Origin of the sequence: Modicisalibacter sp. 'Wilcox' (assembly GCF_010993675.1) — a bacterium.
Lineage (GTDB): Bacteria > Pseudomonadota > Gammaproteobacteria > Pseudomonadales > Halomonadaceae > Modicisalibacter > Modicisalibacter tunisiensis.
Map to the genome: position 1 here is coordinate 20,403 of NZ_WNXF01000002.1, position 13,709 is coordinate 34,111.

General features: G+C 69.1%; 13 protein-coding genes. 2 read left to right on the top strand and 11 right to left on the bottom strand.

The features are described 5' to 3' along the window. Positions 1-287: 287 nt before the first annotated feature. The 3 genes from metF to G7A98_RS02055 form a co-directional block, all read right to left on the bottom strand. Positions 288-1,127 (bottom strand): methylenetetrahydrofolate reductase [NAD(P)H], encoded by an 840-nt coding sequence (gene metF, locus G7A98_RS02045; RefSeq protein WP_163647833.1) that lies wholly within the window; start codon positions 1,125-1,127, stop codon positions 288-290. Positions 1,128-1,276: 149 nt separating this feature from the next. Then, a complete protein-coding gene (locus G7A98_RS02050; protein WP_163647834.1) occupies positions 1,277-2,224 on the bottom strand; it encodes a cation diffusion facilitator family transporter in 948 nt (315 codons plus the stop codon). A gap of 56 nt (positions 2,225-2,280) precedes the next feature. After that, positions 2,281-3,171 carry an EamA family transporter gene (locus G7A98_RS02055; protein WP_163647835.1) on the bottom strand — a complete coding sequence of 297 codons (891 nt, stop codon included), beginning with the start codon at positions 3,169-3,171 and terminating at the stop codon, positions 2,281-2,283. 389 nt (positions 3,172-3,560) lie between these two features. On the opposite strand from G7A98_RS02055, the gene G7A98_RS02060 reads away from it, so the two are divergent. Further along, complete coding sequence (locus G7A98_RS02060) at positions 3,561-4,496, top strand: AEC family transporter (protein ID WP_163647836.1); 936 nt, start codon at positions 3,561-3,563, stop codon at positions 4,494-4,496. Here G7A98_RS02060 and G7A98_RS02065 read toward each other — a convergent pair. From G7A98_RS02065 to G7A98_RS02090, 6 genes are all read right to left on the bottom strand, one after another. Next, on the bottom strand, positions 4,493-5,224 hold the full coding sequence (locus G7A98_RS02065; protein WP_163647837.1) for an AraC family transcriptional regulator: 732 nt from the start codon (positions 5,222-5,224) through the stop codon (positions 4,493-4,495). The two genes, G7A98_RS02060 and G7A98_RS02065, sit on opposite strands and share 4 nt — an antisense overlap. Positions 5,225-5,298: 74 nt before the next feature. Further along, entirely contained in the window at positions 5,299-6,120 is an 822-nt protein-coding gene (locus G7A98_RS02070) for a UDP-2,3-diacylglucosamine diphosphatase (RefSeq protein WP_163647838.1), read from the bottom strand. A 114-nt stretch (positions 6,121-6,234) separates the two neighbouring features. After that, positions 6,235-6,573 carry a cation transporter gene (locus G7A98_RS02075; protein ID WP_163647839.1) on the bottom strand — a complete coding sequence of 113 codons (339 nt, stop codon included), beginning with the start codon at positions 6,571-6,573 and terminating at the stop codon, positions 6,235-6,237. 53 nt (positions 6,574-6,626) lie between these two features. Continuing rightward, the gene (locus G7A98_RS02080; protein ID WP_276207465.1) at positions 6,627-8,942 is read right to left on the bottom strand and encodes a copper-translocating P-type ATPase; all 2,316 of its coding nucleotides are present in this window, start codon (positions 8,940-8,942) and stop codon (positions 6,627-6,629) included. An 84-nt stretch (positions 8,943-9,026) separates the two neighbouring features. Then, a complete protein-coding gene (locus G7A98_RS02085; RefSeq protein ID WP_205596195.1) occupies positions 9,027-9,278 on the bottom strand; it encodes an SHOCT domain-containing protein in 252 nt (83 codons plus the stop codon). Between the two features lie 257 nt (positions 9,279-9,535). Beyond that, on the bottom strand, positions 9,536-10,270 hold the full coding sequence (locus tag G7A98_RS02090) for a DUF4396 domain-containing protein (protein ID WP_163647840.1): 735 nt from the start codon (positions 10,268-10,270) through the stop codon (positions 9,536-9,538). 182 nt (positions 10,271-10,452) lie between these two features. Between G7A98_RS02090 and G7A98_RS02095 the strand changes: the two genes are divergently transcribed. Beyond that, entirely contained in the window at positions 10,453-10,911 is a 459-nt protein-coding gene (locus G7A98_RS02095; protein WP_163647841.1) for a hypothetical protein, read from the top strand. 10 nt (positions 10,912-10,921) lie between these two features. Here G7A98_RS02095 and G7A98_RS02100 read toward each other — a convergent pair whose 3' ends face one another. Further along, a complete protein-coding gene (locus tag G7A98_RS02100) occupies positions 10,922-12,178 on the bottom strand; it encodes a sodium:proton antiporter (RefSeq protein ID WP_163647842.1) in 1,257 nt (418 codons plus the stop codon). A gap of 105 nt (positions 12,179-12,283) precedes the next feature. After that, positions 12,284-13,696 (bottom strand): adenosylhomocysteinase, encoded by a 1,413-nt coding sequence (gene ahcY, locus G7A98_RS02105; protein ID WP_205596196.1) that lies wholly within the window; start codon positions 13,694-13,696, stop codon positions 12,284-12,286. Positions 13,697-13,709: the final 13 nt, after the last annotated feature.

The window sequence follows — 13,709 nt, forward strand, 5'->3', positions numbered from 1 at the left end:
ATTGTCGTGTCGGGCCGCCGCGGCGACCTGTCGCCCAACCCCTTGGCAATCGCCGTGCCAGTTCCACAAAAATCCGGCAATACAACAGCCTGGATGTAGACCGGCTGCTGGCATCACGCAGCGGTACGGCTCAGGCGTGCGAAGATCCACACAGCTCGCTCAGCCTTTTGTGCGGGAACCCGCACACTTTTATCGCTCCGCGCCCTCACCCCCGCAAACGAACACCCACAAACGAAAAGGCCCCACCGCAGGGGTGGGGCCCGTGAATCGCCGGTGCCGACCGACCGTCAGGCGAGGTTGTCGAGGATGCGCAGCGCCGGTGTGGCCTGATTGAGGGTGTAGAAGTGCAGTCCCGGCGCGCCGCCGTCGAGCAGCCGCTGGCACAGCCGGGACACCACCTCCTCGCCGAAGGCCTGGATGCTCTCGCTGTCGTCGCCGTAGGCCTCGAGCTGCTTGCGGATCCAGCGCGGGATCTCGGCCCCGCAGGCATCCGAGAAGCGCGCCAGCTTGGTGTAGTTGGTGATCGGCATGATGCCCGGCACGATCGGCTTCTCCACCCCGAGGGCCCGCGCCCGCTCGGCGAAGTGGAAATACGCCTCGGCACTGAAGAAGTACTGGGTGATCGCCAGGTCGGCGCCGGCCTGCATCTTGCGCACGAAGTTCTGCAGGTCATGCTCGAGACTCGGCGCCTGGGGGTGGGCCTCGGGGTAGGCGGCCACGGCGATCTCGAAGTGATCGCCGGTCTCGGCGCGGATGAACTCGACCAGCTCGTTGGCGTAGCGCAGCTCGCCGATCCCGCCCATGCCCGAGGGCAGGTCACCGCGCAGCGCCACCAGGCTGTCGATGCCGTCGGCGCGATAGCGCTCGAGCAGCTCGCGCACCTGGGCCTTCTCGCTGCCGATGCACGACAGGTGCGGCGCGGTGCTGATGCCGCACTCGCGGACGCGCTGTACCGTGTGGTGGGTCCGCGCCTGGGTCGAGCCGCCGGCGCCGTAGGTCACCGAGAAGAAGCGCGGCTTGCGCTCGGCCAGGGCATCCCGGGCGGCCATGAGCTTCTCCCGCCCGGCGTCGGTATTGGGGGGAAAGAATTCGAAGCTGATGCCCAGCGGATGCTCGTGTGCGCTCATCGGTCAACCCTTGTCGTTTCCATGCGTGCAGAATGCCCGCATTGTGCCCGCCGGGTTCGCCGACGACCAATGAAAGTTTCGAGGTCGATCATGAAGCCCGGTCATGTTGCCGCGGCGCCCTCGGCACCGAGCATGAGAACGGGTCATGATCACGCCGGCGACGGCGTCTGGCAGTCGCCGCCGGTCAGGCAGGCCCGCCCCTCCAGCTGCAGCGTGGCATGGTGGATGCCGAAGCGCTCGTGCAGCCGGGCATAGGCCTCGCGCAGCACGCGATCGTTGTCCGCCTCGGCGTCCACCACCAGGTGCAGGCTGAGCAGCGGATCCTGGGGCGTCAGCCCCCAGAGGTGCACGTCGTGGACGTCGCTGACCCCCTCCACCGAGGCCAGCGCCTCGTGGATCTCGGCGATATCGACCCCGTCCGGGGTGCCCTCGAGCAGGGTATGGGCGCTGCGCCGGACGATCTTCCAGGCCCCGCGCAGGATCAGCGCCGCGGCAAGCAGCGACAGCAGCGGGTCGGCGACGTCCCAGCCGGTGAACAGGATCACCAGCGAGGCGACGATCGCCGCCACCGAGCCGAGCAGGTCGCCCATCACGTGCAGAATCGCGCCGCGCAGGTTGATGTTGTCGCGGTCGCCGGCGTGCAGGATGGCGAACACCCCGAGGTTGACCAGCAGCCCCAGCACGGCGACGCCCATCATGGTTCCGGCCATGACGTCCACCGGCGCATAGAAGCGCTTGATGGCGGCGATCACGATACCCACGCCGATCGCCAGCAGCGTCAGGCCGTTGACGAAGGCCGCCAGCACCTGGAAGCGCTGGTAGCCGAAGGTGCGACGGGCATCCGGCGCCCGACGCCCGAGGCGGAAGGCGAACAGCGCCAGCCCCAGCGAGGCGGCGTCGCTGACCATGTGCCCGGCATCGGCCAGCAGCGCCAGCGACCCGGACCACCAGCCGCCGATCACCTCGGCCAGCATGAAGCCGGCGGTCAGCCACATCGCCAGGCGCACCCGGCGCTCGCTGTCGGCGGTCACGGTGGGCGCGTGGTCGTGGTCATGAGCGTGGTCATGGCCGTGATGGTGGGCGTGATCGTGCGCCATGCAGGGCTCCCGTCGTTGAATGGACCCTGATTACCGCACCTGTAGTGGCTACAGGGTCAAGCGATCCGCCGCCGCCCCAGCCAGCCGCTGCCCACCAGCATGCCCAGGGTGATCAGCCCCGCCGCCAGCGCCAGCCACGGCGTCGGCGCGGCATAGCCGGCAAGAATCAGCACCACGGTCGACAGCAGCGGCGTGAAGTAGGCCAGCAGCCCGAGCAGGCGCAGGTTGCCGTGCTTGACGCCCACGTCCCAGGTGAAGAAGGCACTGCCCACCGGCCCCAGCCCCAGGCCGACCACGCCCAGCCAGCCGAGCCCCTGCGGCCAGCGCGACGGCTCGAGCAGCCCGTGGCAGAGCGCGGCGAGCAATGCGGTGACCAGGCAGAAGCCGCCCACCGCGGCGGTCGGCACCGCACGATTGGCCCGCGACAGCACCGAATAGCCACTCCACAGAAAGGCGCAGGCGAAGGCCGCCGCATAGCCCAGCACGCTGCCGGCCGCCGACACGTCGCCGCCCACCAGCAGCGCCGCACCGGCGAAGCCCAGCAGACCGCCGACCACATGGTTGGTGCGCAGCCGCTCGCCCGGCAGCAGGGCGACGAAAATCACGATCAGCAGCGGCCACAGGTAGCTGATCAGCCCGGCGTTGGCGGGCGGCGCGTTCTGCTGGGCGACGAAGTACAGGGCGTGATAGCCGAACAGGCCGCCGACACCCAGCGCCCAGACCCTCGGCGGCTGGCGCAGCGGCGCGATCGGCGACTGCCCGCGCACGCCCAGCCAGACGGCGAAGCAGACGAAGGCGATGGCGAACGCCAGGGCAGTGAGCAGAAACGGCGGCACCGGCCCGGCCAGCTGGGTCAGCGTGGCCAGCAGCGCCCAGTTGAGCACGGTGGTGGCGCCGATCGCCGTGGCACGGGGATCGGCAGCGGGCGGCTCGTGACGCGCGGTCATGGCAGCGGCTCCCGGGATGACGGATGACGGATGACGGATGACGGATGACGGATGACGAAAGTGCCATGATGCCGCCCCGCGGCGGGGCCGGCTTGTCGATTCCTGACCTGTCCAAGGCAATCGTCGTTGCCCCTGGCAAGGGGCACCGGGGACAGGTCGAAGAGGGGGTCCTACGCCAAGGCCGGAAAGTGTTCCTTTCCATTCCGGCATTTCCGCCATCCATGGCGGTCAGGTAGCGTAGGTAGCGCCCACGGAGGGGTCCACAGCGCCCCCCTGAAGACCTGTCGCCGGGTCAGCCCCTGGCGACAACGCTTGATTGCGATAGCCCTGTTGACCTGTTGCCGGCCGCCGCGAGCGGGCATCATGGCGCTTTTGCCCAGGAGATCGCGATGACCGCACAGGCCGACCTCACCCAACCGCTGTGGATGCTGCTGGCCTTCGTCGGCCTGGGCTGGCTCGTCGCCCGGCGGCTCGGCATCGACCCGCGCCCCATCGCCACCCTGCTGATCTACGTGATCGCTCCGCTGACCTTCTTCCGCGGCCTGGTGGAGGGCGACCCCGGCCCCGCCGACCTGCTGCTGACCGCGGCGCTGTTCAGCCTGGCCAGCCTCATCGCCGTGACCGTCCACCGCCTGGCGCGGCCCTGGTTCGCCCCACCCGAGGCCGCGGTGCTGGCCTTCTCCGCCGGCACCGGCAACACCGGCTACTTCGGCCTGCCGCTGGCGCTGGTGCTGCTGCCGCCCGAGGGCGTGGCCCAGTACCTGTTCTGCCTGCTGGGCATCACCCTCTACGAGTTCACGGTGGGCTTCTACCTCAGCGCCCGGGGGCGCTTCTCGGTGCGCGAGAGCCTCTCGCGCATCGTCCGCCTGCCGCTGCTCTACGCCTTCGCCGCCGCCCTGCTGGTCAACGCCCTGGCGGTGCCGCTGCCCGCGGCGCTGCTCGACGGCCTCGACCACTTCAAGTCCAGCTACACCGTGCTGGGCATGATGATCATCGGCATGACCCTGGGACGGGTGACGCTCGCCGCGGTCGACGCCCGCTTCATCGCCGCCTGCGTGCTGGCGCGCTTTGGCCTGTGGCCGCTGCTCAGCCTGCTGGCGGTGTGGCTGCTGCAGGCCACGCTGGGCATCGATGCCACCCTCGCCACCGCCCTGCTGCTGCTGGGCGTGGTGCCGATGGCCGCCAATGTGGTGGTCATCGCCATGGAGCTCGACATCCCGCCCGCCAAGGGCGCCGTCGCCGTGCTGCTCACCACCCTGGCCGCGCCACTGGTGATCCCGCTCTGGCTCGAGGCGCTGCTTTCTCTCGCTGGATTACACAACTAGCCCCGAGCACAGTCCGACCGGGCCCGGCGCCATTCGCCGGGCGGGCAGCCGACATGACGGCGAAAGACCCGCGAGAAGTGCGCGGCGTCGGCGAAGCCGCAGGCCAGGGCGATCTCGGTCAGCGAGGCACGGGCATCGAGCAGCCGTTCCCGGGCACGGGCGAGCCGCTGTGCGGTCAACCACACATGCGGCGATTGCCCGGTCAGGGCGCGGAACTGGCGGGCGAAGGCCGCCTCGGCGAGATGACAGCGTGCCGCCATCTCGGCGACGCGCCAGGGGTAGGCAAGATCGGCGCGAATCGCCGGCAACAGACGCAGCAGGCGCAATCGGGGCGGCGCCACGCCATGCCCGCCCGCGGCCAGCACGGCCTGCAGCCAGCCGGCCAGCACCGATGGCGCCTGCTCGTCGAGACGGCGCCCCTGGCTGGCCAGCGCCGGGGACAGACGCCGTGCCGGCCGCGAGACCAGCGCCTCCAGCGCCAGCGACTGGCACCAGGCCACCGGCAGGTCGAGCACCAGCACCCGGTTATCGCCCGGGGCCAGATAATGATGAACGTCGCCGGCGGCCACCGGCACCAGCACGCCGGGGGCGACACGCGTGACGCGCCCGGCCGCCTCGAGCTCGACGTGGCCGTCGAGCCCCAGCAGCAGCTGGTGGAATGCATGGCGATCGGTCAGCACGCGGTCGGGGTAGTCGCGTGCCTCGACCAGCGGGACGGTGGTGGCCACCCGGGGCTCCCGTTCTCGAACCTGGCCCGCCAGTGTGCCACAGATGCGGCCCTCCCAGAGGGGGCTATCGCCTCTCAGGCGTTGACCAGCACCCCCGGCGTGGGCGGCGGCGCCGGCACCACATGCGGCTCGGTGGCCAGCGTGCGCCCCTGCCAGTCGACCAGCCGCAGGCGGCCGTCGGGCAGCTCGGCCAGCGCCGTGCAGTGCTCCACCCAGTCGCCGTCGTTGGCATAGAGTACACCGTACCCCGCCCGGAACCCGGCCTGGTGGATATGCCCGCCGATGTAGCCGTCCAGCCCCTCGCGCCAGGCCTGATGCAGCGCGGCCTGCTCGAACTGGGCGATGTAGCGCCGGGCACTGCCGACCCGCCGCTTGAGGGCACTGGCCAGCGACCAGTAGGGCAGCCCCAGGGTGCGCCGCGCCCCGTTGCACCAGCGATTGAGGCGCAGCACGAACTGGTGCATGCCGTCGCCCAGCGCCAGCAGCCAGGGCGCGATGCGCACGTGGGTATCGAACTCGTCGCCGTGGCTGACCAGGAAGCGCCGGCCGTCGGCCAGCTCGTGGATCCAGCGCCGCTCGATGCGCACATTGTGGATGCGCAGCCCGCTCAGGCGCCGGAAGGCCGCGTCATGGTTGCCGGGGATGTAGATCACCTCGCAGCCGCCGCGCGCCAGGCGCAGGATACGCGCCACCAGCTGCTGCTGGGCGGGCGGCAGCACCGCCCGCCGACGCATGGCGATCAGGTCGACCACGTCGCCGACCAGATACAGCCGCTCGGGACGCACGCGGCGCAGCAGTCGGCTAAGCAGTGCCGCCTGGCAGTCCGGCGTGCCGAGATGCACATCGGAGATGAACAGGGTGCGGCAGGCGTCGACGATCTCGGACGGGGTGCTCATGGAAGGGCCTCCTGACAAGCGCGGCCCCATGTTCCGCGATGTCGATGACCCCTGGGTGGCACCCCGATGATGATTCGGTGACGATGCCGCCTGCCGCACCACCCATCGGCGGGATCAGTGGCAGCTCCAGGGCTCCTGGCTGGCGTTGTCCTTGATGTTCTGGTCGACGAAGCGGTAGTGGTTCTCCCTGACCCGCTCCCACCAGCCATTGCTGACCGTGATGGCGTGACGCGACAGGATCGCCCGGATGTGATCGAGACACAGCCGCGTCGCGTCGTAGGCCACGTCGAGCCGCCGCTTGCGCGGCAGGTAGGTGACGCTCTCGAGACCGAACAGCGCGTCGATCTCGCCGATGGCCGCCTGCAGGGCCGACTCGCTGCAGGCCCTGAGCCTGAGCTTGCGGGTCACCAGGTTGGCCCCGGAGACACCGAGGCGGCGTTCCTTGTCCGACATGCAGAACCTCCTCTTGTCGACTGGGTAAGACTTTGGAAACACAGGCATCCTGCTCAGATCGTCTGGTGACGCAGTCGCAGGGAATTGGCCACCACCGATACCGAGCTGAACGACATCGCCGCCGCGGCGATGATCGGCGACAGCAGGATGCCGAAGGCCGGATAGAGCACACCGGCGGCGACCGGCACGCCCACGCTGTTGTAGACGAAGGCGAAGAACAGGTTCTGCTTGATGTTGCGCAGGGTGGCGCGGCTGAGCCGGCGGGCGCGCACGATGCCGCGCAGGTCACCCTTGACCAGCGTCACGCCGGCACTTTCCATGGCCACGTCGGTACCGGTGCCCATGGCGATGCCGACCTGGGCCTGGGCCAGCGCCGGGGCATCGTTGATGCCGTCGCCGGCCATGGCCACGAAGCGTCCTTCGGCTTGCAGCGCCTTGACTTTCTCGGCCTTCTGCTCGGGCAGCACCTCGGCGATCACCTCGTCGATGCCCAACTGCCCCGCGACCGCCTGCGCCGTGGTGCGGCTGTCGCCGGTCAGCATGACGATTCGGATGCCCTCGCCATGCAGCGCCTCGATCGCCTCCCGGGTCGTCGCCTTGATCGGGTCGGCGACGGCGACCAGGCCGGCCGCCCGGCCATCGATGGCGACGAACATCGCGGTCTTGCCCTCGCCGCGCAGCGCCTCGGCACACTCGACGAGCGTCCCGGCCTCGATGCCCTCGGCCTCCATCAGCGCACGGTTGCCCAGCGCCACGATACGGTCGCCGACCTTGCCCTTGACGCCCTGGCCGGTCACCGAGGCGAAGTCGGTGTAGCGCTCAGGGGTAACATTGCGTGCCTGTGCCCCCTGGACGATCGCCGTCGCCAGCGGGTGCTCGCTGCCACGCTCCAGGGTGGCGGCCAGGCGCAGTACCTCGTCTTCCTCGAAGCCCTCACTGGCAACCACGTCCTGCAGCCGGGGGCGCCCTTCGGTCAGGGTGCCGGTCTTGTCGACGATCAGGGTGTCGACCTGGCGCAGGGTCTGGATCGCCTCGGCGTTCTTGAACAGCACCCCGGCCGAGGCGCCCTTGCCGCTGGCCACCATGATCGACATGGGCGTGGCCAGCCCCAGCGCACAGGGGCAGGCGATGATCAGCACCGCCACGGCGTTGATCAGCGCGTAGGCCATCGCCGGCTCGGGCCCCCACAGTGCCCAGACCGCGAAGGTCGCCACGGCGGCCAGCACCACCGTGGGCACGAAATAGCCGGCGACCACGTCCACCAGGTTCTGGATCGGTGCCCGGCTGCGACTGGCATCGGCGACCATCTGCACGATCTGCGACAGCAGGGTGTCGCTGCCGACTCGTTGCGCCTCGATGACCAGCGAGCCGGTACCGTTGATGGTCGCGCCGATGACCGCCTCGCCCTCGGCCTTCTCGACGGGGATGGGCTCGCCGGTGATCATCGACTCGTCCACCGCGGAGCTGCCCTCGACGACCCGGCCGTCCACCGGCACCTTCTCGCCGGGGCGCACGCGCAGCCGATCGCCGATCCGGATCTGCTCCAGCGGCACGTCCACCTCGCTGCCATCGTCGGCGATGCGTCGTGCGGTCCTGGGCGCCAGGCCCAGCAGGGCCTTGATCGCGCTGTTGGTCTGGCTGCGCGCGCGCAGCTCCATGACCTGGCCCAGCAGGACCAGCGTCACGATCACCGCGGCGGCCTCGAAGTAGACGCCCACCTGCCCCGTCGCGTCGCGGAAGGAAGGCGGGAAGAGCGCCGGGAACAGCGTAGCGACCAGGCTGTAGAGATAGGCGACCCCGACGCCGAGAGCGATCAGGGTGAACATGTTGGGATTCCAGCCGATCACCGAGCGGTAGCCGCGCACGAAGAACGGCCAGCCGCACCACAGCACCACCGGCGTCGACAGGGCCAGTTCCAGCCAGATGCGCACCCCGTGCGGAATCCAGGCCTCCAGCGACAGGCCGGGCACATGCTGGCCCATCGCCAGCACGAACACCGGCGTCGCCAGCGCCAGGGCGACCCACAGCCGCCGGGTCATGTCGACCAGCTCGGGATTCTTCTCGGCCTCGGCGGTGACCTGGCGCGGCTCCAGCGCCATGCCGCACTTCGGGCAGCTCCCCGGTTCGTCACGGACGATCTCGGGATGCATCGGGCAGGTCCACTCGGTGCGGGCGGCCGGCGCCTGTGGCGTTACCGGCTCCAGGGCCATGCCGCACTTCGGGCAGTCGCCCGGAGTATCGCTTTGCACCTCGGGGTGCATCGGGCAGGTGTAGCCGCCCGACTCGGCACGCGCCGGCGTGTGCGGTGCGGCCTCGCGGGGCCGAGTGGTTTCCGGTGCCGCGTGAACAGCGTCGTGTTTCGGGGGCATGGCCACCTCCTGCCTGGGTGGAAAAGCAAAACGGTAGATACCTCGCCGTCCCGGCACGCGGCCGGTCAGCGGCGTGGCGGGGCATCACTCCGACAGGTCGCGCTTGCGCGCCTCGAACTCCCGGCGGTCGATCTCCCCGCGCGCATAGCGTTCGCGCAGAAGCTCCATGGCATCCTTGTGTGCCGAATGCGCATGGGCGCGGCTACCGGCAAGGCGCATGACCAGCATCACGATCAGCGCGATCACCAGCCCCCAGAAGATCACCATCATGGCGCCGCCGAAGAGCATGTGCCCCCAGCCGGCACCATTCATATAACCCATCATGTCATGCCACATGGCTGCCTCCTCGCCTGTCGCTCGCGCTCACCCGGACCGGCCCGATGGCCCGCCCCTCGACCGTCATGGCCGAATCCTGTGAATAGCGTACGACTTGCAGGTTACCCAAGGGTCAAGCGGCGACGCCCGAGAAAGCGGGCCATCGCGATCGCCTCATGACCCCGGTCAACGAAAGCCGCGGAACGGGCACGAAAAAGGGCCCGACGAGCGGGCCCTTCCGTGCCATGGCGGTGGATAGCGAGAGGCGCTTACATGGCTTACATGGCTTCCTTGACGCCGCGCTGGATCAGCCACCAGTTGACCGGGTAGGCGGTGAGGAAGCCGAAGCCCATGGCGATCTGCATCATGAACCAGAAGTGGATGGTGTCGACGTGAAGCTTCATGCCGAAGACCACCGCAAAGAGGTAGAAATGCGCGAAGGCCATGAAGCCGTACATGCCCACCTGCCAGGCGGTCAGCGACAGGGTGTCGGCCTTGACCGCCTGGACGAGTGCCTTGCCCGGCGACAGGTCCTGCATCGGCTTGATCGAGTAGTACTGGAAGGCGATGCCGAACAGGAAGGCCAGGATGTAGTCGAGCACCCAGACGGCGAAGATCTTGTCCGCGAAGATGCCCTTCCAGCCCAGCCACACGGCGATGGTCGGCATCAGGAAGGCCGCCCACTCTGCGACGATGTCGCCCAGCGAGCAGCCGCTGCCGCAATGCAGCGTGCCCTTGGCGACCTTCACCGGGAACGGCGTGTCGCGCTTGTGGGGCGGCGTCTCGCCCTTCTGCATGGCCGGATGGGCGATCTCGTCGGCGGCCAGGCGCCCGTACTGGCGGTAGGCGTAGAGCACCGGCAGGTGGCCGAACAGGGCGCAGGCCGGCCAGACCACGTTCATGATGGTCATGTGCTGCGGATGCCGACGCAGGTCGGCGATCACGTAGAGGGCGCTGGCAAAGCCCAGCAGCACGGAAATCCAGGCCAGCAGGGTCAACCATTCGGGGATCATGACGGGACTCCTTTCCACGACAATGATGAGTGGGATACACGCACCCTACCCAAGGTAGACCCCTTGCCCGGCAACAGGGCAAGCCGGTGTGCGCCATCCGCAAGCTTGACGCGCATCAAGCTCGCCGCCCCGACTTGGCCCATACTGAAGGCATCGTCATCTCGTCGAAGTGGAGGGTCACGATGCGTGTCGAAACCCTGGAGGATGCCCTGGAGTGGGCGCGGCGCACCCATGTGCGGCTGGCCGGTCAGATCGAGCGTGACCTGGGCAAGGTCAACGACGAGCGCGCGCAGATGCTGCTGGCCTACCTGGCCAAGCACGAACGCACACTGAGCGAAACGCTGGAAATGGCACGTCACGACGCCTCGCCGGCGGCCCTGCACACCTGGTGCTACGAATACTTCGAGAATGCACCGAGCCACCCCGAGCGCCACGAGGCGAGCGATTTCCGCGAGCTGGCGCCGGACGCCATCATGCGCAAGGTGCTGGCCGAGCACGAGCACATCGGCGAGCTGTTCCGCTACCTGCGCGACCAGGTCGATACCCCCACCGCCCACGAGCTGATCGACAACCTGGTCTCGCTCGAGGAGCACGAGACCATGCGCCTGGTTCGCGACGCCGAGCGGATGGAGGATCTGTAGGGCGCGCCCCTCAAGGCGCCGTGCGTGACGCGTCCGCCTTCCCCAGCAGGCGGGTGACCAGGCGGCCGATGGTCGGCCCCTGGACGAGGATCGAGAACAGCACCACCAGATAGGTCACGGTCAGCAGCAGGTCGCGCGCCTCTCCCTCCGGCAGGGCCAGCGCCAGGGCCACCGAGATGCCGCCCCGCAGCCCGCCCCAGGTGAGGATGCGTGTCGACCCCCGGCGGAAGCCGAGACGCTCGCGCAGCAGCATGACCGGCACCCCGACGGTGACGAAGCGCACCGCCAGGACGGCCGCCACCAACCCGGTGCCCACCCACAGGTAGGCCGGCTCGAAGGGGATCAGCAGCACCTCGAGGCCGATCAGCACGAACAGCAGGGTATTGAGGATCTCGTCGACCAGCTCCCAGAACGCATCCAGATAGCGGCGGGTGGTCGCCGACATGGCGCTGTGGCGCGCCTTGTTGCCCACCAGCAGGCCGGCGACGACCATGGCGATGGGCCCCGAGACATGCAGCTGCCGGGCCAGGGCGTAGCCGCCCAGCACCACCGCCAGCGAGATCAGCACCTCGATGCGGTACTCGTCGATGCCGCGCATCGTCACATAGGCAAGGCCGCCGATGCCCAGCCCCAGCAGCACCCCGCCGCCGGCCTCCTGCAGAAACAGCGTGCCGGCGTGGACCGCCGTCAGCGAGGTCTCGCCGGTGAGGCCACCCAGCAGCAGCGTGAACACCACCACCGCGACGCCATCGTTGAACAGCGACTCGCCGACGATGCGCAGCTCCAGATCCTCCGGCGCCCCGGCCCGGCGCAGGATGCCCAGCACGGCGATCGGGTCGGTCGGCGCGATCAGCGCCCCGAACACCAGGCACGCGAGCCACGGCACCGCCAGGCCGAACAGCGTGCACAGCCCCTTGGCCGCCGCGCCGATCGCCAGGGTCGAGACCGCCACCCCCAGCGTCGCCAGGAAGCCGATCGACCAGCGGTAGCGGCGCAGCGCCGCCAGATCGACATGCAGGGCGCCGGCGAACAGCAGCAGCGAGAGCATGCCGTCCATCAGCAGCCGGGTGAAGTCGATCCGCGACAGCCAGGCCTCGGCCTCGGCGTGGACGGCCGGCAGCCCCAGCCAGGCCGCGCCCTGCAGGGCCCCCGACAGCACCAGGGCGATGGCCATCACCCCGATGGGGCTGGGCAGGCCGACGACGCGATGATTGAGCCACGCCAGCGCCGCCGTCAGCGAGACCACGATCGCAATGAGATCCAGCATGAGATGTCCTCGACGTTTCCTGGCCAGGGGACCTGGTGGCCCGGCCACGAAAACGCCGCCCCGGGAACGGGGCGGCGTCGGTTGAGCGCCCGAAGTCGGGCGGGCTCAGTAGCGGTAGGCGTCCGGCTTGTAGGGGCCGTCGACCGCCACCCCGGTGTAGCGGGCCTGGTCCTCGGTCATGCGCGTGACCACGCCGCCGAAGCCCTCGACCATGTAGCGGGCCACTTCCTCGTCCAGCGCCTTGGGCAGCACGCTGACGCTCAGCCCGCCGGCCTTGGCGTCGTCGGTGAGCTCGGCGAACTTGTGCTCGAAGAGGTGGATCTGCGCCAGCACCTGGTTGGCGAAGGAGCCGTCCATGATGCGTGACGGGTGGCCAGTGGCGTTGCCCAGGTTCACCAGGCGCCCCTCGGAGAGCAGGATCAGATAGTCGTCGCTGGTCGGGTCGTAGTCGTCCGGATCGCTGTCACGGTAGATCTTGTGGACCTGCGGCTTGACCTCTTCCCAGTGCCACTGGCGGCGCATGTAGGCGGTGTCGATCTCGCTGTCGAAATGGCCGATGTTGCACACCACCGCGCCCTTCTTGAGCGCCTTGAGCATCGGCGCATCGCAGGCGTTGATGTTGCCGGTGCAGGTCACCACCAGATCGATGCGGCCGAGCAGGTCGCGGTCGATGCTCTCGACGCCCTTGTTGACGCCGTCGACGTAGGGCGAGACCACCTCGTAGCCGTCCATGCAGGCCTGCATGGCACAGATCGGGTCGATCTCGCTGACCTTGACGATCATGCCTTCCTGGCGCAGCGAGGCCGCCGAGCCCTTGCCCACGTCGCCGTAGCCGACCACCAGCGCCTGCTTGCCGGCCATCAGGTGGTCGAGCCCGCGCTTGATGGCATCGTTGAGGCTGTGGCGGCAGCCATACTTGTTGTCGTTCTTCGACTTGGTGACGGCGTCGTTGACGTTGATTGCCGGCACCCTGAGCGTGCCCTCGCGCAGCATTTCCTGCAGGCGATGCACGCCGGTGGTGGTTTCCTCGGAAATGCCGTGGATGGCCTCGAGCAGTTCCGGGCGCTTGTCGTGCAGCAGGGCGGTCAGGTCGCCGCCGTCGTCGAGCACCAGATTGGGTGTCCAGCCGTCCGGGCCTTCCACCGTCTGTTCGATGCACCACCAGAACTCCTCCTCGGTCTCGCTCTTCCAGGCGAACACCGGGATGCCGGCGGCGGCGATCGCCGCGGCGGCGTGGTCCTGGGTGGAGAAGATGTTGCAGGAGGACCAGCGCACGCTGGCGCCGAGCTCGATCAGCGTCTCGATCAGCACCGCGGTCTGGATGGTCATGTGAATACAGCCGGCGATACGGGCGCCCGCCAGCGGCTGCTGATCGCGGTACTTGGCGCGGATCTTCATCAGCGCCGGCATTTCGGTCTCGGCGATGCGAATCTCGCGACGCCCCCACTCGGCCAGGTCGATGTCGGCGACCCGGTGGTCCGGCAGGGTGGCGGATTGCGCGTTGGCCATTGCTGTCATCGTCTTACTCCAT